This is a genomic window from Stenotrophomonas sp. YJH_SMC_27, from assembly GCF_059369815.1.
This window is the reverse complement of record NZ_JCAFTA010000018.1, coordinates 1-18,737: the sequence shown is the minus strand read 5'-3', so window position 1 is coordinate 18,737 and position 18,737 is coordinate 1. Positions and strand designations below refer to the sequence as shown.

The following is an 18,737-nucleotide window of genomic DNA, read 5'->3' as shown; positions in this document are numbered from 1 at the left end:
CAGTTCCCCTTAGAACCAGGTACGAAGGCCGATGACCAAGCGCGTGTCTTCAAAGGACTCGCCATGCTCGCGTCGCATGTCTGCGGTATTGCCAAACGCGCGCTCGTACACCACGCCGATGTAGGGAGCGAACTTTCGGGTGAACTCATAGCGAAGTCGTAGCCCCGCCTCAGCGGCACTCAGACCCGAACCTATCCCGCGCAATGGATCGTTCTTGCCATAGGCGGTGACTTCCACCAGCGGCTGCAAGATCAGCCGGTTGGTTAGCAGCAATTCGTACTCGGCCTCGACATTGGCGGCAGTCTGGCCCCCTTCGCCGAGATAGGCTGTGGCGGACACTTCGAACTTCATCGGCGCCAAGCCCTGTACACCGATAGCGGCGAAGTTCTGCGATGCCCCAGGCTTGAAGTCATGACGCACACCGGCCACCACATCCCACCACGTGGAGATACTGCGGCCGTAAAGCACTTCCAGATCAGCCGACTCGGTCTGACCATCCGTGCGTTCGCCTTCACTGCGGAGCCAGACGCGATTGAGGTCCGTACCGATCCAGCCCTGGCCCTCCCAGCCCAGCCCGGTGCCCGGATCGGCATCCCAGGTTTCCAGGCGATTGAGCAGCACGTAGCTCTTGATCGAGTTGTCATGCACCGGATGCGCGTGTTCCGGCGCGATGGCCGCCTTGCGATCCGCGTCCGTCACCGCGGGAATCGGGGTGCGCGGCTGCGTTGGCGCTGCAGGCCCGTGTCCCATCTGACTGTGGTCCATGCCCTCCATCGATTGCATTCCCGCTTCTGGTGTAGCGGGCGCGGGCGAATCATGGCCCATCTGCGAATGGTCCATCCCCTGCATCGCAGGCGTGGCCGTGCCGGAGGTGTCGGCTGCAGCGGGCTGTGCCATCTGACTGTGATCCATGCCCTGCATCGACTGCGCCTGCGCTGTGGGCGCCGCAGGTGTGCTCGCGGGCGAGCCGTGCCCCATCTGCGAATGGTCCATGCCCTGCATGGCAGGCTCGGCTGCGTTAGCCTGCGGCTCGGCGTGGCCCATCGCCGCATGATCGATCGTCGCTTCGCTCGTCTTGGCCGGTGTTGCAGGCTTTTGGGCTGGCGCAGGTTTTGATGTCGGTGCCTGATGTGCAGAGTGATCCTGAGTCTGGGTCTGCGCGCCCTGCTCCATCTGCATGGAGCCGTGCTGCATAGATTGGGCGCTGGCCGCATTGGCCAGGGCCAGCGAGATAGCCGTCAGCGCAGTCAGGGTGGTATCGCGTCTATTGATGTTCATTCGTCGACCCTCACCGTGCGCATCATTCCGGCTTCCATGTGATAAAGCAGGTGGCAATGGAACGCCCAGCTGCCCAACGCATCGGCACGCACGCGATACGTGCGTCGGCTACCTGGCGGCATATCCACCGTGTGCTTGCGCACCATGAAGTTGCCGTTGTCGTCCTCCACGTCACTCCACATGCCGTGCAAATGGATGGGATGGGTCATCATCGTGTCGTTAACCAATACGATGCGCATACGCTCGCCGTAGTTCAGCCGCAGCGGCTCGACATCGGAAAACTTCTGACCGTTGAAGCCCCAGGAGAATTTCTCCATGTGTCCGGTCAGATGCAGCTCGATCTCGCGACCGGGGTCGCGTCCGTCAGGGTCTTCAAAGGTGCTCTTGAGCATGGAATACGTCAGCACATGACGGCCGTTATCGCGCAGGCCATTGCCCGGATCATCCAAGCGCGAACTCACACTCATGGCTTGGTTGTCCAACAGGGGATTGTTGGTCTCGCTAGCAGGGTGTGATTGCATGCCCCCGTGCTGCATGCCTGCCATGGCACCATCGCCGGCGGCGGGCATCGCATGGCCTGCATGGGCCGAGGTCGCGTTACCGCTGACAGGTGGGGTCATGCCAGGCATGCCCATGGCCGCACCACAGCCGCCTTCCATGCCCTTGCTGCCGCCAGACATATCCATCGACCCATGATCCATGCCCATGTCTGCCATCGTCAGCAGCGGCCGGGGATCCACAGACGGAACGGGCGCGCGTAATCCTTCGCGCACAGCGAGCGTGCCGCTGATGTAGCCGGTGCGACCGGAGTCTTGGGCAAAGATGGTGAATGCGTCCTGCCCGGAGGGCTCCACGATCACATCGAAGGTTTCTGCTACCGCGATGCGGAACTCGTCGACGGAAACCGGATGGACATACAAGCCATCTGCCGCCACCACGGTCATCTTCAGCCCCGGAATACGCACATCGAAGTACGTCATGGCAGAGCCATTGATGAAACGCAGGCGCACCTTCTCGCCACTGCGGAACAAACCGGTCCAGTTGCCCAGTGAGGTCGTGCCGTTCATCAGGTAGGTGTAGGTGTTGGCGTTGACGTCGGACAGGTCCGTGGGCGTCATCCGCATCACGCCCCACATCTTGCGATCTTCCAACGTGGCCGACAGGCCGTTGCGCTTCACATCGCGCGCAAAATCGCCGACCGTGCGCTTGTAGTAATTGTCATGGCCCGGCATCTTCTTCAAACGATCGAACAGGGCCGTCGGGTCCAGGTCTGTCCAATCGCTCAGCATCACGACGTAGTCGCGATCGAAACTGAAGGGCTCCGGCTCCAATGGGTCGATGACGATCGGGCCATAGAGCCCGGCTTGTTCCTGGAACCCTGAGTGGCTGTGGTACCAGTAGGTTCCGCCCTGATGCAGGGTGAACCGGTAGTGGTAGGTCTCACCACGTCCGATACCGTCAAAGCTCAGACCCGGCACGCCGTCCATGTTGGCCGGCAAAATGATGCCGTGCCAATGGATGGAGGTGTCCGCGCCATGGATGGAGTTAGCGGGCAATGCATTAGAGACGCGCAAGTTGACCGTGGTGCCTTCCCGCCACCGCAGCAACGGCGCCGGAACGGACCCGTTGACCGTGATCGCGGTGCGGGTCTTGCCGGTGAAGTTCATCGGCGTCTCGCCAATGGTCAGGTCAAACTCAGTGCCCGATAGTACGTTGGGTTGTCCCGGCCCCTTGAGCGCCCAACTGGCTTTGGGCCAGAAACCTAATCCTGCGACTGCGCCTCCCAAGGCCAAGCCTTGGACAAATCGCCGCCGCGAAGGCAGCAGCGGTCCACCGCGTGGACCACGAAAATCATCATGCGACATGAAAATGCTCCAAGCGTCGTGTTGCCACCGGCGGGCGGTGGTACAGAGCGGGCGGCTGGCCTAAACAGGCATGCAAGCCACACCAACGGCGCCATTGCGGCGCCTAGGGACGCTTAGCCGATCGGTGGTCGGATCAGATGAGGCAAGGCAGGTGCCGCATGCCCTAGGGGCAGCGGCATGACATCCAGGCCCAAGGCCAGTTGCACCGAAACATGCAGGCGCGCAGGAAGTGCGCTCGCGCAAGCGTGTACGCAGGCGCACCGGCACGCAGAAGACTTGCAACAGTCGGGACCGGCATGGTCGCCATGCCCAGTGCCAGCCTTTTCAATCGATGTGGCATCGGGATGATGCTCAGCACTGTGATGGGCGAAGCAGTCTTCGTCGACTTGCACCGCGGCAGCCACTTCGCTGGCCTGCTCTTCCATGACCGGGTTCATACTGACGGACGCAAACGCCGACCACGCGCCGTTAAGCACGAGCATGGCGATCAGGAACAGTCGCAGTAGAAGTGAGGAGGCTGACACGGGCGACATGGTATATCACTTTAGACAAGGCGCGTGTGTATCGGTCGTGAACAAAATCTCAAGTAAGCCTGAGATGTCGCGACTTGTCAGTCGCACTAGCCGCGGACACTGCAGCTCCCTCCAGAAGCGCCCAAAGGGCGGGTTGAGGCGAAGAGTTGCCCATAGGGCGAGCGCTTGTTCGGTTTACTTCTCGGGCGTGGCCTCGATCAGCTTCACCAACTCGCGCTTCTGCTGCTTGCTTAGCGAGCCCCAGCGCAGGAGCAACTTGGCCAGCAGATCATCGTCGGTGTAAAGGAAGGCGGCGGGGATCCCCAACGCTTGGGCCAACCACTCAGCAATCTCCAGCATGGGCTCGTGCTTGCCACGCTCGTACTGGTTGATTCGGGGGCTGGCCACGTGAGGATCCAGACCGGCCCGGATGCCCAACTCCTTCTGCGACAAACCCGTGTGCAGGCGGGCTTGTTTGAGGCGTCGAGCGAAGGTCGGTGTTGAGTCGACGGACAAAGTCACGCGCGCACCCCATGGAGACCCCATAAGGATGGCGGATGTACCCAGCCTTGCATACTAAGATATTCTTAGCTTTGAGGCAACCGGCGACACCGGTAGCGCCGCCCCCCCCCCCCCCCCAGGAGCCACGCCGCTCCCTCATCCCCGGAAACCGCATGCCCGGAACCTCGTCAATGACGCCATCTGGGGTCGCCAGCATCGAGGAGTTGGGCCTTCGTGGCACCCTTTTCCTAGCCGCACTGTTAGCCGCGCAGCTACGACGCCTACCGGTGGCGCCCACACGCCGCTCCACCTTGCTGGTGCTGGACACGCTGCGAGACTTGGCCTTGATCCAAGTTCCCTGGCCAGCCGATCGATGGCAGATCCGCCCCGATGCCGAGGTCACGCCCATCGAAGATCTGCAATGGGCTTTCGCCTGGTCTACCCACGAGCGCAGGCACCTGCTCCCGGTGCTGGAAGACCAACTCGGCGATATGGCACACGATGTAGACTTGGCGGACGCGAAACTGGAGCTGTGGGATGAACTTGCACTCTGGGAGACCGAGCAGTTTCTGGAGCAGCAATTGCTCAAACATCACTTCGACCCAGGCTGGGCACGTGATGTGGGGTTCGTCTTTCAATCCGGACCGCGGGGCTTGCCGATCGCGCGGTGGCGTTACTGCTGCTGGGCGGCGGTACGCCAAGGTGCCTCGGTGGCGATGCGTCTTGGCGTGCACGACAGCGCCCATGTGCGGGAAGCCATCTTTCAGGAGGTCCAGAAGCGCCTGCGCTACCTGATGACCAGTTCGCCCGAGCAAGGCATGTTCAATCCCTATCATTTGGCACCGGAGTCCTCAGTAGCCAAACTGTTTGTAGATTGGGTCGTCCCTATGGAATGGGCGTACTGGACAGGTGAGCGCCACCCCAGCCGCTAGCAGACAAACGAGCAGCCTCGTCAGTCGGCTCCCCCATCTTGCGCATGGCCGCGCCTAGTTTTCTTCACCGCATTTTGTGCTGGCGTCAGTTGATTCAGTAGAGGCTCTAGCGCTTCAAGACGTGCATTGGCACGCAACGCATCGGCTTCAGCGCTCTCGCGGCGCTCACGCTCCCGCGCAAGGGTGTCTTGAACTTGAGCTAGCTCGTTGCGCATGGTATCCAAGGTCTTGGCGTCAGTCTTCCAGCGCTCCTGCAGTGCCAAATAGTCCGTCGCGGTCTGGCGCAACGCCACGACCTCGCTGTGTTGGCCTTCGTGGGCCTGTCGTAGCTGGGCAAGCTCACGCTCAATCCGCCCGTGGCGCTCCAGCCATTGACCATTGTCGCGGTTCAGCACCAACAGCTCCTGATTCTTCGCGCCCAAGGCTTCATTGGCCTGACGTAAGGCTACTTGCAGCTCTTGGACCTGATGCTCGTGACGGCGAAGCTCTTGCTCACGCTGCTCTTTGGTTGAAGTGCGGTAGTGCTCAAGCGCTTCCCGGGCATGGGCATGCTTGTCCTCCAGAGAACGCGTATGCGCCTCATGATCAGCCAGCCGCACCGTCATGCCAGCGATGCGCTCGTTCAACTGGGCGATTTCCGCGATCCTGTCACCTAGATTCTGTTGAAGGAGGGCGTGAGCAGCTTGCTCTTGGTGCAGGCTTGCTTCGGTGCGCTGCAGCCGACTGCTCAAGGCGGCAGCCTCCTCTTGGGCACCGGAAAGCGCCTGTTGCCGACTGTGGAGCTCAGCCTGATGGCGCTCACGCTCCTGGGTGAGGATGGACTCTGCTTCCTCCTGGAGCCGCGAGGCCAAGCGCGCAACCAAGTCCTGCAAAGCATCACTAACGGCTACCGTCCTCGCCGGACCGCCGCCTTCCTCTCCTTCCAGTTCACGCAAGTAGCGGTGGATCGTGGTCTTGGAGCCCGTGTTGCCCAAGGCCACTCGCACCGCGTCGACTGACGGCTTCTTGCGTTGGGCCAGCAGCGCGTCGCGCGCCTTCTGGACGTCACTCTTATAGAGTCCTGCGCGCGCCATCGTGCCACCTCACTTTATTTCGTAATGTATTACATACCATGTAATTACATACTATTAAAGCAGGTAGACGACCGCTCGTCGGCGAAAATAGTTATACGGGATAATATTGAATTATCCCGCCTGATCGTCTTTTTGCTCCAGATTTCACCGGTGGCACGTACGAAACGGTCCGAGAGGAGACGCCCCTGCAGACGCCTATGGCACCTCTATCGACCAGGCCATCCAGAGGGGCCTCGTGCTGGGTTAAAATTGAGCGCGAATGGCCCATTCTTCTCCCACGACCACGCCAATGCCGCCCTAGACCCAGCCTGGGCCTAGATCGTCAAGACGTGGTTACAGCGCACAGCGCTTGAGGGAGTCTTATGCCGACCCATACCGCGGAGGCCGCGCGCCGCCGCACGTTTGCCATCATTTCGCACCCGGATGCCGGGAAAACCACCCTGACCGAGAAGTTTCTGTTGTTTGGCGGCGCCATTCGCCAGGCCGGTAGCGTCAAGTCCCGGAAGTCAGCCAAGCACGCCACGTCCGACTGGATGACGCTGGAGAAGGAACGCGGCATTTCGGTCACCTCGTCGGTGATGCAGTTCCCCTACGATGGCCGCATCGTCAACCTGCTCGATACGCCGGGGCATGCCGACTTCTCCGAGGACACCTACCGTGTGCTGACCGCGGTCGATTCGGCGCTGATGGTCATCGACTGCGCCAAGGGCGTGGAAGAGCGCACGATCAAGCTGATGGAGGTCTGTCGGCTGCGGGACACGCCGATCATGACCTTCATCAACAAGCTCGACCGCGAAGGCAAGTCGCCGGTCGAACTGCTGGACGAGGTCGAGCGCGTCCTCGACATCCCCTGCGCACCGATCACCTGGCCGATCGGCATGGGATCGAGGCTCAAGGGCGTGATCCATCTGATGACCGGCGAGGTCCACCTGTTCGAAACTGGCAAGAACTTCACGCGACAGGATTCGACGATCTTCCCATCCATAGAGGATCCTGCACTGGTCAAGCGCGTCGGAGCGCAGCTCCTCGATGAGGTCCGGGAGGAGCTGGCCCTGGTTCAGGGCGCGTCTCATCCCTTCGATCGCGAACTGTATTTGGCAGGTCTGCAGACTCCGGTATTCTTCGGCTCGGCGGTGAACAACTTTGGTGTCCAGTTGCTGCTCGACTTCTTCGTCACGCATGCGCCGGCACCCAAGCCACGCGACGCATCCCTGAGGAAGGTTTCGCCAGAGGAGCCGGCTTTCAGTGGCTTCGTGTTCAAGATCCAGGCCAATATGGATCCATTGCATCGCGACCGCGTCGCCTTCCTGCGCGTGTGCTCCGGCAGCTATCAGCACGGCATCAAGGCACTCCATGTCCGCACGGGCAAGGAGATGCGGCTTGGCGATGCCTTGACGTTCATGGCGTCCGAGCGTGAGTTGGCCGAGCACGCCTACCCGGGCGACGTCATTGGCATTCATAACCACGGCACGATCGCCATCGCCGACACGTTCACCGTCGGCGATCCGTTGCAGTTCACCGGCATACCGAGCTTTGCCCCCGAGCTGTTCCGGCGCATCCGCCTGCGGGACCCGTTGCGTCTCAAGCATTTGCAAAAGGGTCTGACCCAGTTGTCTGAAGAGGGAGCCACGCAGTTTTTCCGGCCACTGTTGTCCAACGACCTGATCCTCGGGGCAATCGGAACCCTGCAGTTCGAGGTGGTGGCCTATCGGTTAAAGGACGAGTACGGCGTGGAAGCGAGTTTCGAACCGGTCCAGATCCACACTGCGCGCTGGATCCAGGCTGAGAGCGATTCCGATCTCGAAGAGTTCCGTGAGAAGGCGGCAACCCATCTTGCGCTCGATGCTTCCGGAGCCCTGGTCTACCTGGCACCCAGTCGCGTCAACCTGCAGATGGCGCAGGAACGTGCACCGAAGATTTGCTTCACAGCCACACGCGAGCACTCCCAAGCCGTGGGTCGCGCGGACTAGGGGTTGTCCGTGTAAAAATGGTTCTTTGCGGATTACCGTGGAGCCTCGGCTGACCAACGGTGCCCTTGAGGCCTGATTTCCTAGATTCGAGGATGCAGCCATGCTGGACCGGAAGACGATCGAAAAGCTGGATGGCCGGGAAGGCTATCGGGTAGAGCGCGTGGCGTGGCCTGAGGATGACAGCCGGACCGTCACGATCTACCTCAAGCCATCGGCGCGGACGATGTACTGCGAGCACTGCGACACTCCCAAGCCGTGGGTCGCGTGCAGCGCAGGGGAAACCATCACGTTCATGAACCCCTCACCTCCGGTCGAATCGGCAATTGATCGGCGCGGACGTCGACCGCGTGCTCGATAGGCATTGATGCCGGACGTCTAACCCCCACGCTCCCGCATCACCTCGCGCACGATGAACAGCGACGCGATCGAGCACGCTTCAGAGCAGTCCTCGCGCAGGGCCAATTCGTGGAGGCGATCGAGCTGCCAAGGGACCACCTCGAGCTCTTCGGGTTCGTCCCCCGGCAAGCGCTCCGGGTACAGGTCCTCCGCCAGTACCAGATGGATGGCGTTGCTCATGTAGGTGGGGGCCAAGGTCAGTGGCCGCAGATAGCGCATAACCTTGGCGCCCATTCCGACCTCTTCCTTCAGCTCGCGATTGGCGGCCTCGAGAATCGACTCGCCGGGGTCCATACGTCCCTTGGGCAGGCCAAGTTCGTATCGATGGGTGCCCACCGCGTACTCGCGAATCAAAAGTACCGTGTGCGGATCGGGCATCGCGGCGATGATGACGCTTCCAGGTGAGCGGGTGTGGAGCCGCTCGTAGAGCCGTCGCTCCCCGTTCGCGAATTCGAGATGCACCTGTTCCAGGCAATACGGGCCGAGCTCGGTCGCATCAGCCCGATGGATGACCGGTAGGCGCAGGATCGTGTTGAGGCGGGACATCAGCCGTCTTCCGATTGCACCGCGCCCGGCGGTTCTGCTTCGGCAATCGCGACGCCGCTGCTGAGGAACATGCGGGCAGCAGCGGCCGCATTCTCCAAGGCCAAGCGGGTGACCTTGGTCGGATCGAGGATGCCGAACGCGACCATGTCGCCGTATTCGCCGGTCTGGGCGTTGTAGCCGAAATTGCCGCTGCCTTCCTTGACTTTGTTGACCACGACCGATGGCTCTTCACCGGCGTTGGCGACGATCTCGCGCAGCGGTGCTTCCATCGCGCGCAGGGCGATCTGGATGCCGTGGTTCTGGTCTTCGTTGGCGCCCTTCAGGCCTGCAATCGCGGCCTTGGCGCGCAGCAGCGCGACGCCGCCGCCCGGGACGATGCCTTCTTCCACCGCCGCACGCGTGGCGTGCAGGGCGTCTTCGACGCGGGCCTTCTTTGCCTTCATCTCGATCTCGGTCGACGCACCGACCTTGATCACCGCCACGCCGCCGGCCAGCTTGGCAACGCGCTCCTGCAGCTTCTCGCGGTCGTAATCCGACGAGGTGTCTTCGATCTGGGTCTTGATCTGGGTGACACGCGATTCGATGTTGGCCTTCTCGCCGGCGCCATCGATGATCGTGGTGTTTTCCTTGGAGACCTGCACCTTCTTGGCGCGGCCCAGGTCCTTGATCGTCGCCTTTTCGAGCGACAGACCGATTTCCTCGGAGATCACGGTGCCGCCGGTCAGCACGGCCATGTCTTCCAGCATCGCCTTGCGACGGTCGCCGAAGCCCGGTGCCTTGACGGCCACGACCTTGACGATGCCACGGATGGTGTTGACCACCAGAGTCGCCAGCGCTTCGCCTTCGATGTCTTCGGCGATGATCAGCAGCGGCTTGCCGGACTTGGCCACGCCTTCCAGCACGGGCAGCAGGTCGCGCACGTTGGAGATCTTCTTGTCGTGCAGCAGCACGTACGGATCGTCCAGGTCAGCGGTCTGCGACTGCTGGTTGTTGATGAAGTACGGGGACAGGTAGCCGCGGTCGAACTGCATGCCTTCGACGACGTCCAGCTCGTTTTCCAGGCCCGAGCCTTCTTCAACGGTGATCACGCCTTCCTTGGTCACGCGGCGCATCGCTTCGGCGATGATGTTGCCGATCGATTCGTCGGAGTTGGCCGAGATCGTACCGACCTGGGCGATCGCCTTGTCGTCGGTGGTCGGCTTGGAGATGTTCTTCAGCTCGGCGACGGCGGCGATCACGGCCTTGTCGATACCGCGCTTGAGGTCCATCGGGTTCATGCCGGCAGCAACGGCCTTGGCGCCTTCGCGGATCAGGGCCTGGGCCAGCACGGTGGCGGTGGTGGTGCCGTCGCCGGCGTCATCGTTGGTGCGGGAAGCAACTTCCTTCACCATCTGCGCGCCCATGTTCTCGAACTTGTCAGCCAGTTCGATTTCCTTGGCGACAGACACGCCGTCCTTGGTGATGGTCGGGGCGCCGAAGCTCTTTTCGAGCACGACGTTGCGGCCCTTCGGGCCCAGGGTGGCCTTGACGGCATTGGCGAGAATGTTGACGCCGCGCAGCAGGCGCAGCCGCGCATCATTATCGAAAAGGATCTCTCTGTGCGTCATGACCGTTCCTCCGCAATAAAAACGCATGCCGGAGGGGAGCCGCCAGAACCCCCGGCATACGCCGACTCCGGCAGCAACACTTTCGTTCCGTCCACCGCCTTCATCGAAAGCCGAACCCGACCCTGCATGTCCACTTCCAGGACCTTGACCTTCACCACATCCCCTTCCGACAGAACGGAATTCGGGTTTTCCACTCGCTCGTCAGAAATCTGCGAGACGTGCACCAGTCCGACCTTGCCCGGCGCGATGGTGACGAACGCGCCGAAGTCAAGCACCTTTGCCACCTTACCTTCGTAGACCCGACCCGGTTCGATTTCGGCCGTGATCTGTTCGATACGCCTGCGCGCCGTGTCGGCGGCTCCGCCGCTGGTCGAAGCGATCACGATCGTGCCGTCGTCCCGGATATCGATCTGCGTGCCAGTTTCCTTGGTGAGCGCCTGGATGGTGGCCCCGCCCTTGCCGATCACCTCGCGGATCTTGTCCGGATGGATCTTGATCGTCAGCAGGCGCGGTGCGAACTCCGACATCTGCTCGCGCGGGGCCTGGATGGCCTTGGCCATCTCCCGAAGGATGTGCAGTCGCCCTTCTCGCGCCTGCGCCAATGCCACCTCCATGATCTCGGCGGTCACGCCGTCGATCTTGATGTCCATCTGCAGGGCCGAGATACCGTCGATAGTGCCGGCGACCTTGAAATCCATATCGCCCAGGTGGTCCTCGTCACCCAGGATGTCGGACAGCACCGCGAACCGATCGCCTTCCTTGACCAGGCCCATGGCGATGCCTGTCACAGGCCCCTTGACCGGAACGCCCGCAGCCATCAGGGCCAGCGAGCTGCCGCACACTGAAGCCATCGAGGAAGAACCATTGGACTCGGTGATCTCCGACACTATTCGAATGGTGTAAGGGAATGCTTCCATCGACGGCATGATCGCGGCGACGCCACGCTTGGCCAGACGGCCGTGGCCGATTTCGCGTCGCTTTGGGCCGATCATCGGACCCGTCTCGCCGACGCAGTAAGGCGGGAAGTTGTAGTGGAAAAGGAAGTGTTCCTTGTACTCGCCGGTGACGGCATCGATGACCTGGCCGTCACGCGTAGTGCCGAGCGTGGTGGTCACGATGGCTTGGGTTTCGCCGCGTGTGAACACCGCCGAGCCATGAGTGCGCGGCAGCACGCCGAGTTGGATCGAGATCGGACGTACGTCTTCGAGACCGCGACCGTCCAGCCGACGCCGATCCTGCAGCACCATGCGGCGCACAGCGGTGTACTCGAGGTCGTCCAGCTCCGCGCGGACTTGGGCGACCTCCCAACCCGTTGCCGAGGTCGTCGGTGCAGCTAGCGCAATCAACACTTCATTTCTGATCGCCTGCACTCGTTTCTTGCGTGCGATCCGGTCGGTGATCAGCAAGGCGCTGTTGAGGTTGTTTCCAATCTGTGTGCGCACCGTATCGGCCAGGGCCAGGTCGCGTGGTGGATGGCTCCACTCCCACTTGGTCACCTTCGCTTCTTGGGCGAGTTCCTCGATCGCTTCGATCACGGGCTGCATGGCGTGGTGGCCAAGCGACACCGCCGCCAGCATGATCTCCTCCGAGAGCACGTTGGCTTCGGACTCGACCATCAACACGCCGTGCCGGGTGCCGGCGACGACCAGATTGAGGTCGGAGGCCTTGAGCTCTTCGGTGGTCGGGTTGACCAGAAAACTGTCGCCGTGGCGGCCGATGCGGACCGCTCCAATCGGCCCCTTGAACGGCAACCCCGACAAGCGCAGCGCGGCGGAGGCGCCGACCATGGCTGGAATATCGGGATCGATCAACGGATCGACGGACAGCACGGTCGCAATGACCTGGACCTCGTGGCGGAACTGATCGGGAAACAGTGGTCTTACCGGCCGGTCGATCAGGCGCGAGGTCAGGATTTCCTTTTCGGTCGGGCGACCCTCGCGCTTGAAGAAACCACCGGGGATACGACCGCCTGCGTAGAAGCGCTCCCGGTACTCGACGGTGAGCGGGAAGAAGTCGAGTCCATCTTTCGCGCGCTTGCTGCCGACCGCGGTTACCAGCACCACCGTATCGCCCATGCGGACTATGACCGCGCCGGACGCCTGCTTGGCGATCTCGCCGGTTTCGAGGGTGAGTTCATGCGCCCCGAAGGCGCAGCGCTTCACGACCGGTAATTTAGCCGGTGCATTCGTCATCAGATTCATTATGTTTTCCTTTCATCAACAAGGATATGCCGACCACCGCAGAGGCGGCCCAATGGGTGCCGCGCGGACTCAGCGACCGGCGTTTCGGCGCATGTTGTGCTGTTTCGCCTCGGCCAGTTCCTCGGTGCACTCCAGGCAAAAAGGCGCGGCGGGATCGGCCATCAAACGGCCATGCCCGATTTCGAGTTCACATCGGCAGCAAATGCCGTAGCGCCCCGATTCGTAGCGATCCAGCGCCGCCTTGATCCGATCCAACTGGATCATCAGGCGACTGCTGCCCGCCTTGGCCATGTGCTGCTGGGAGATGGCGTCGATCCTGCTGACGCGGCCTTGCGTGGTCTGATCGAGGGCGACGGGTTGGCCCGCGTCTTCCAAACCGGCGAGGGTGATGCGAATGTCCCGCTGCTCCTCTACGAGCATGCTGAAGAATTCGTCCAGACTTTGAACGTGTACGGACATGGTGACTCCTCATCTTGGTAGGCGGTATGCCGGGAGCGGCATCCGGAAGCGGGCATTGCGCCCGCGGCCAAGAAGTGAGCGTTAGATTGGAGTGGTCATGAGAGAGCCTCGTCTTGACCCTCTGAACCGCACCCCATTGTGCGGAAACCACATCACCTAGTAGAGCTTGAGGCCATCCTCAAGATCGACGAGACAGGCGGAGGGGTGTTGTATCGTGAATTTCACTAAATCATAGCATGTCAAGTCCCCCGTCAAACGACGGGGGATTACCTCGGGCCTTCTGGGCGCTGATAGCCGCCACGAACCCCATCCTTGGACAGCACCCACTGCCACAGTTGCAGGTCGCGGGCGCGGAATGCACCGGCGCAGGACAACAGGTAGTAGCGCCACATCCGATGGAACCGTTGCCCCAGTTCGTCCTCGAAATGAGGCCATGCCTGCTCGAAGTTGGCATGCCACGCCATCAATGTGTTGTCGTAGTCGGCGCCGAAGTTGTGCAGATCCTCGACGACGAAGAGCTCGTCGCAAGCATCACCGATCTGGCCAATCGACGGCAACTCGCCGTTCGGGAAAATGTAGCGATCGATCCACGGGTCGGTAGTGGACTTGCGCCGGTTCTTGCCGATGGTGTGAAGCAGGAACAGGCCGTCATCGGCCAGGCAGCGATGAGCTACTTCCATGTAGCTGCGATGGTTCTTGCGACCCACATGCTCGAACATGCCGACGCTGGCGATGCGATCGAAGCGCTCGTTGATGGAGCGGTAGTCCTGCAGCCGGAACTCCAGTGGCAGGTCGGCATAACGCTCCGTCGCCCATGCGGTCTGCTCCTTCGAAACCGTCACCCCCACGCACTCAACGCCGTAGTGCTCGGCGGCGTACGCCATGAAGCTGCCCCAGCCACAACCGATGTCGAGCACCCGCATGCCGGGCTCCAGGCGCAACTTGTGGCAGATCATGTCGAGCTTGGCTTCCTGCGCCTCCGCCAGGTTCTTCGCATCGGCCCAGTAGCCGCAGGTGTAGGTCATGCGCGGGTCCAGCATTGCCGTGTAGAAATCATTCCCGAGGTCGTAATGGGCCTCGCCGACTTCCCAGGCCTGTCGCGATGTCTGCCGATTCAGCAGCTTGGCCCGTAGCGAATGAAACATGAGCCGCAACGGTTTGACGTGGCGATCGAGCCGCGCACGCAGGATGCGATCGAACAGTTCGTCCAGCCGATCGCACTCCCATGCGCCGTTCATGTAACTTTCCCCAAGGCCGAGATTGCCCTGTGCAAATACGCGCTCCGGGACGCCATCGACCAGCAACCGGATATCCCATGGGCGATCACCGCCCAGTCGAACATCAGCGATCTCCAGCAGTTCGTCCATCATTCGATGGAGGTGGTTTCGATTGATTGTTTCAGTGGATTTATGCTTGGTTGATGCTTCGGTCATTTGACTTACTGCCGGTGGTTGGCGTCAACGGAGAAGGAGCACCGGGACGCGGCAGGTGCGCAGCATCGTGGTGGTGGTGCTGCCGACAATCAGCTGGCGGATACGCGAGTGGCCATAGGCCCCCATGACCAGCAGATCCACATGCTCGTCACGGATGTAATGGCCGATCACCTCTTCCGCTTCGCCCGGTCGCACCGCGCCGGCCGCAGACAATCCGGCCGCGGCCAGCGTGTCCAGCGCCCAGCGCAATGCGGCTTCGTTTGTGGCATTGGTCGCTCCGACGGTGAGCACACGGATATCGAGTCCACTGAACAACGGGCTGGCCGCCACCATTTCCACGCCCTTGCGGGTCGTGGCGCTCCCATCGAACGCGATCAGCACGCGTTCGATTTCCGTGTAGCTGCGCGACGCCACCAGCAATGGGCGATGGACTGCACGTACCACGCGTTCCAGTTGGCTGCCCAGGTGTCCCTTGGCGAAATCCGCATGCTCGCCACGCTTGCCAAGGACAAACAGGCGTGCATCGCCTTCCAACTCGATGAGGGTGTCCACCAAGGACCCATGCCGCATCCGCGTCTCCGCCTCGATGCCATGGAAAGCGGCCGCAATCCCCTTGGCCTGTTGCAGCACTAGGCGGCCTCGTTCTTGGCCCAGCTTGCTGCGGGTCTCGTCCAGCAAGGCGAGCCCTTCCAGCAACCTGGGCTGGGCATCCGCTCCGAGGTTCCCACTGAAGTCCGCGGTACTGGCCGCTTCCGGATGGCGGTCAAGCACATGAAGGTATTCCAGCGGGGCTTCCAGTCTGTGCGCTGCCCAAGCGGCGTAATGCGCCACGCTCTCGCTGTAAGCGGATGCGTCGGTGGCGGCCAATACACTGCCGCTGTGATCTATATGGGAGTGTCCAATCTTGTCTGTCATGGTTGCTTCCTCAGTGGCCCATCAGCCGCTCGACGGCGTCGGGCTTGTCGTGGACGCCCAAGCGATCCACCAGCGTCGCACTGGCTTCGTTCATTCCTAGGATTTCGACCTCAGTACCTTCACGCCTGAACTTCACCACAACCGTGTCCAGTGCGCCCACCGCGCTGAGATCCCAGAAGTGGGCACGGCCCACGTCAATTTGAACGCGCTCCAAAGCCTCGCGGAAATCGAAGCTAGCAATGAACTGGTCAGCCGAGGCAAAGAAAACCTGCCCGGTCACGGTGTAGCACCGCAGACGCCCACCTTCTTCAGAAGTGGAGCCGATATGAAGCACCTGGCCTACCTTGCGAGCAAAGAACAGCCCCGAGAGCAGTACGCCGATCAAAACGCCCTTTGCCAGATCATGGGTGGACACCGTCACGATAACTGTGGCGATCATCACCACACTAGAAGTCTTGGGATTTGCCTTAAGTGCCGCCAGTGAACCCCAGTTGAAAGTGCCAATGGAGACCATGATCATTACAGCGACCAGCGCCGCCATGGGAATCAGCTTTACCCAAGGGCCTGCAAATACCACCATCAACAATAGGAATACGCCCGCGGCCAGTGATGAGAGGCGACCACGACCGCCGGACTTAACGTTGATGACAGACTGGCCAATCATGGCGCAACCGGCCATGCCGCCAACAAAGCCGGATGCGATGTTGGCTATGCCCTGACCGACCGCTTCGCGGTTTTTGTTGCTCGGCGTATCGGTCAGATCATCGACGATCTTTGCAGTCATCATCGATTCCAGCAGGCCCACGACCGCCAATGTGGCGGAAACCGGGAAAATGATCTTCAGTGTCTCTAGATTCAAGGGAACATCAGGCAACAAGAACACCGGCAAGCTGTCGGGTAGTTCGCCCATGTCCCCCACGGTGCGGATATCAAGCTTGAGCAGGAGCGCGACTATCGTCAGGACCACGATGGCCACCAGCGGCGAGGGAATGACCTTGGTCACGCGTGGCAACAGATAGATGATGGCCAACCCTGCGGCGACCATCGCATAAACGGTCCAAGGGACGTTGGTTAGCTCGGGGAGCTGCGCCAGGAAAATCAGGATCGCCAGCGCATTGACAAAACCGGTGATGACCGAGCGCGAGACGAAACGCATCAACGCCCCGAGCCTAAACGTGCCAGCCAAGATCTGCAGCATCCCGGTTAGGAGCGTCGCTGCCAACAAATACTGCAGTCCGTGCTCCTTCACCAAGCCAACCATCAGCAGCGCCATGGCCCCGGTAGCTGCCGAGATCATTCCCGGACGACCGCCGGTAAAGGCGATAACCACTGCAATGCAGAATGAGGCGTAGAGGCCCACCTGGGGATCAAGCCCGGCAATAATTGAGAACGCAATGGCCTCAGGAATTAGAGCGAGCGCAACAACTATGCCGGCAAGCAAGTCGCCACGAATATTGCCGAGCCAGTCCTGGCGCAGTCGAGTAAGCGTAGTCAAAACAGAATATCCCTAGTCCCGACTGGTCGTCGGGCCAACAGTGTGATTTACGAAATAACAACCCTAAGCCCGCTTGCGGGCTTGATCCGATGACAGGATTTAGGGCGGCGTAATCACTATGGGCACTGGCTCGGGAGTAGAGTTGGGTCCGCTGTTGTTTGCGGCCGCTGGCTGGAGAGCCTAGCACAATCTGCATAGTTGCGTCGAATGATGGACGATTGGCCGGCCACCTTTGAAACGTGCGTGTTCTGGGCCAGGTGACTATCCTCGATCAGTACATTGATGCCGCCACCCGCGAGAACACTGTGCGCAGCTACGCTTCGGCGTTACGGCACTTTGAGGTCGAGTGGCAAGGACACCTTCCGGCCACCCCAGACAGTGTGGCGCGGTACTTGGCCACCTACGCGCAGACCCTGGCCACCAGCACGCTGCGGCATCGCCTGGCGGCGATCGCTTTTTGGCATCGGGATCACGGATTTGTGGATCCCACCCGCTCGCCACTGGTGCGCAAGGTACTTAAAGGGATTCAGACCCTCCACCCGACCCGGGTCAAGCAGGCTGCGCCACTGCAGATCCGGCGGCTGGTCGAGCTCGATGACTGGCTGGCCGCAGCGATTGCTGCGGCCCATGCCCGGGGCGACGGGGCGGCGGCGCTTCGCCATCAGCGGGATCGCGCGTTGGTGCTGCTCGGATTCTGGCGTGGCTTCCGTGGCGATGAACTGCTGCGTCTGGAAGTGGCCCATCTCACGCTGGTGCCGGGACAGGGGATGACCTGCTTCCTGCCGCGCAGCAAGGGCGATCGCCAAGCGGCCGGCGTTACCCATAAGGTGCCGGCGTTGTCGCGGCTGTGTCCGGTAGAGGCGACCCAAGTGTGGCTGCAGGCGGCAAACGTGCAAGACGGGCCGGTGTTTCGGGCAATCAACCAGTGGGGCCACGTAAGTGCCGAAGGGCTCCATCCCAACAGTTTGGTGCGCCTGCTGCGCGAGTTGCTGGCCAGTGCCGGCTTTGCCGATGCGGGGCTCCACAGCAGCCATTCGCTGCGCCGCGGCTTTGCTAGTTGGGCCAACGATCAGGGCTGGGACATGAAGGCGTTGATGGAGTACGTGGGCTGGCGCGATGTTCAGTCGGCCATGCGTTACCTGGACGGGCGTGACCCGTTCGCCCGGGATCGCATTGAAGCGAGCCTGCCCAGCCCAACCGCGCCAGCTCCGGCGATGGCGCTGCCGGCGCCCGAGGTCAAATCTGCCCTGCAGCTGCTCCTACGCATGGTGCTGACCCCGTTTGCCCGCGCCGGCCGCGGCGCGGCCAAGGCCCGGGGCAGAATCGAAGAGATCTGCTTGGCCCCGTTCCAAGCGGTGCGGCTGAACACCGCCAGCAGCGAGTACCGGTTGACTGTTCCCACCGATCCCGACCGGGATCTGGATGAAATCCTGGCCACGTTGCTCGATGACATGCACCGCATGGCCGATACGCACCAGTGCTTCCTGGAAGCGTCGCTCAGTACAGACGACGGCCGGCACTGGGACTGATCCCCCTCACACCCTCCGGATCCAA

General features: G+C 61.6%; 15 protein-coding genes and 1 pseudogene. 4 read left to right on the top strand and 12 right to left on the bottom strand.

Annotation, left to right across the window (positions count from 1 at the left end; translation table 11 throughout):
• Positions 1 to 9: 9 nt before the first annotated feature.
• The 4 genes from AC5P7R_RS19955 to AC5P7R_RS19940 all read right to left on the bottom strand — a co-directional run bounded on the left by AC5P7R_RS19955 (position 10) and on the right by AC5P7R_RS19940 (position 4,201).
• On the bottom strand, positions 10 to 1,278 hold the full coding sequence (locus AC5P7R_RS19955) for a copper-binding protein CopB (RefSeq protein WP_005413421.1): 1,269 nt from the start codon (positions 1,276 to 1,278) through the stop codon (positions 10 to 12).
• Positions 1,275 to 3,143 carry a copper resistance system multicopper oxidase gene (locus AC5P7R_RS19950; RefSeq protein WP_012480217.1) on the bottom strand — a complete coding sequence of 623 codons (1,869 nt, stop codon included), beginning with the start codon at positions 3,141 to 3,143 and terminating at the stop codon, positions 1,275 to 1,277. The genes AC5P7R_RS19955 and AC5P7R_RS19950 overlap by 4 nt, the downstream gene beginning before the upstream one ends.
• A gap of 113 nt (positions 3,144 to 3,256) precedes the next feature.
• Positions 3,257 to 3,676: a transcriptional regulator CopL gene (copL, locus tag AC5P7R_RS19945; protein ID WP_012480218.1), complete on the bottom strand. Its 420-nt coding sequence runs from the start codon at positions 3,674 to 3,676 to the stop codon at positions 3,257 to 3,259.
• Positions 3,677 to 3,850: 174 nt separating this feature from the next.
• Entirely contained in the window at positions 3,851 to 4,201 is a 351-nt protein-coding gene (locus AC5P7R_RS19940; RefSeq protein WP_049432857.1) for a helix-turn-helix domain-containing protein, read from the bottom strand.
• Positions 4,202 to 4,329: 128 nt separating this feature from the next.
• Here AC5P7R_RS19940 and AC5P7R_RS19935 point away from each other — a divergent pair, with 128 nt between their 5' ends.
• On the top strand, positions 4,330 to 5,088 hold the full coding sequence (locus AC5P7R_RS19935; RefSeq protein WP_234026164.1) for a hypothetical protein: 759 nt from the start codon (positions 4,330 to 4,332) through the stop codon (positions 5,086 to 5,088).
• Positions 5,089 to 5,108: 20 nt separating this feature from the next.
• On the opposite strand, the gene AC5P7R_RS19930 is transcribed toward AC5P7R_RS19935, so the two are convergent.
• Entirely contained in the window at positions 5,109 to 6,161 is a 1,053-nt protein-coding gene (locus AC5P7R_RS19930) for a DNA-binding protein (protein ID WP_049432850.1), read from the bottom strand.
• Positions 6,162 to 6,523: 362 nt separating this feature from the next.
• Between AC5P7R_RS19930 and AC5P7R_RS19925 the strand changes: the two genes are divergently transcribed.
• Together AC5P7R_RS19925 and AC5P7R_RS19920 are read left to right on the top strand one after the other, a co-directional pair.
• The gene (locus AC5P7R_RS19925; protein WP_005413425.1) at positions 6,524 to 8,131 is read left to right on the top strand and encodes a peptide chain release factor 3; all 1,608 of its coding nucleotides are present in this window, start codon (positions 6,524 to 6,526) and stop codon (positions 8,129 to 8,131) included.
• 100 nt (positions 8,132 to 8,231) lie between these two features.
• A pseudogene (locus AC5P7R_RS19920) lies at positions 8,232 to 8,372 on the top strand (ISL3 family transposase); the annotation flags it as partial.
• A gap of 134 nt (positions 8,373 to 8,506) precedes the next feature.
• Here the strand turns inward: AC5P7R_RS19920 and nudE are convergent.
• The 7 genes from nudE to AC5P7R_RS19885 all read right to left on the bottom strand — a co-directional run bounded on the left by nudE (position 8,507) and on the right by AC5P7R_RS19885 (position 17,183).
• Complete coding sequence (nudE, locus tag AC5P7R_RS19915; protein ID WP_032966771.1) at positions 8,507 to 9,073, bottom strand: ADP compounds hydrolase NudE; 567 nt, start codon at positions 9,071 to 9,073, stop codon at positions 8,507 to 8,509.
• A complete protein-coding gene (groL, locus tag AC5P7R_RS19910; RefSeq protein WP_005413427.1) occupies positions 9,073 to 10,680 on the bottom strand; it encodes a chaperonin GroEL in 1,608 nt (535 codons plus the stop codon). The genes nudE and groL overlap by 1 nt, the downstream gene beginning before the upstream one ends.
• On the bottom strand, positions 10,677 to 12,881 hold the full coding sequence (gene pnp / locus AC5P7R_RS19905; protein ID WP_005413428.1) for a polyribonucleotide nucleotidyltransferase: 2,205 nt from the start codon (positions 12,879 to 12,881) through the stop codon (positions 10,677 to 10,679). The genes groL and pnp overlap by 4 nt, the downstream gene beginning before the upstream one ends.
• A gap of 69 nt (positions 12,882 to 12,950) precedes the next feature.
• On the bottom strand, positions 12,951 to 13,340 hold the full coding sequence (locus AC5P7R_RS19900; RefSeq protein WP_046272806.1) for a TraR/DksA family transcriptional regulator: 390 nt from the start codon (positions 13,338 to 13,340) through the stop codon (positions 12,951 to 12,953).
• Positions 13,341 to 13,606: 266 nt separating this feature from the next.
• Positions 13,607 to 14,773 carry a cyclopropane fatty acyl phospholipid synthase gene (gene cfa / locus AC5P7R_RS19895; RefSeq protein ID WP_005413430.1) on the bottom strand — a complete coding sequence of 389 codons (1,167 nt, stop codon included), beginning with the start codon at positions 14,771 to 14,773 and terminating at the stop codon, positions 13,607 to 13,609.
• A gap of 24 nt (positions 14,774 to 14,797) precedes the next feature.
• Positions 14,798 to 15,688 (bottom strand): universal stress protein, encoded by an 891-nt coding sequence (locus AC5P7R_RS19890; RefSeq protein WP_046272807.1) that lies wholly within the window; start codon positions 15,686 to 15,688, stop codon positions 14,798 to 14,800.
• A 10-nt stretch (positions 15,689 to 15,698) separates the two neighbouring features.
• Positions 15,699 to 17,183, bottom strand: a complete 1,485-nt coding sequence (locus tag AC5P7R_RS19885; RefSeq protein WP_086016262.1) for a SulP family inorganic anion transporter — start codon at positions 17,181 to 17,183, stop codon at positions 15,699 to 15,701.
• A 257-nt stretch (positions 17,184 to 17,440) separates the two neighbouring features.
• Between AC5P7R_RS19885 and AC5P7R_RS19880 the strand changes: the two genes are divergently transcribed.
• The gene (locus AC5P7R_RS19880; RefSeq protein ID WP_032967196.1) at positions 17,441 to 18,712 is read left to right on the top strand and encodes a site-specific integrase; all 1,272 of its coding nucleotides are present in this window, start codon (positions 17,441 to 17,443) and stop codon (positions 18,710 to 18,712) included.
• Positions 18,713 to 18,737 lie beyond the last annotated feature (25 nt).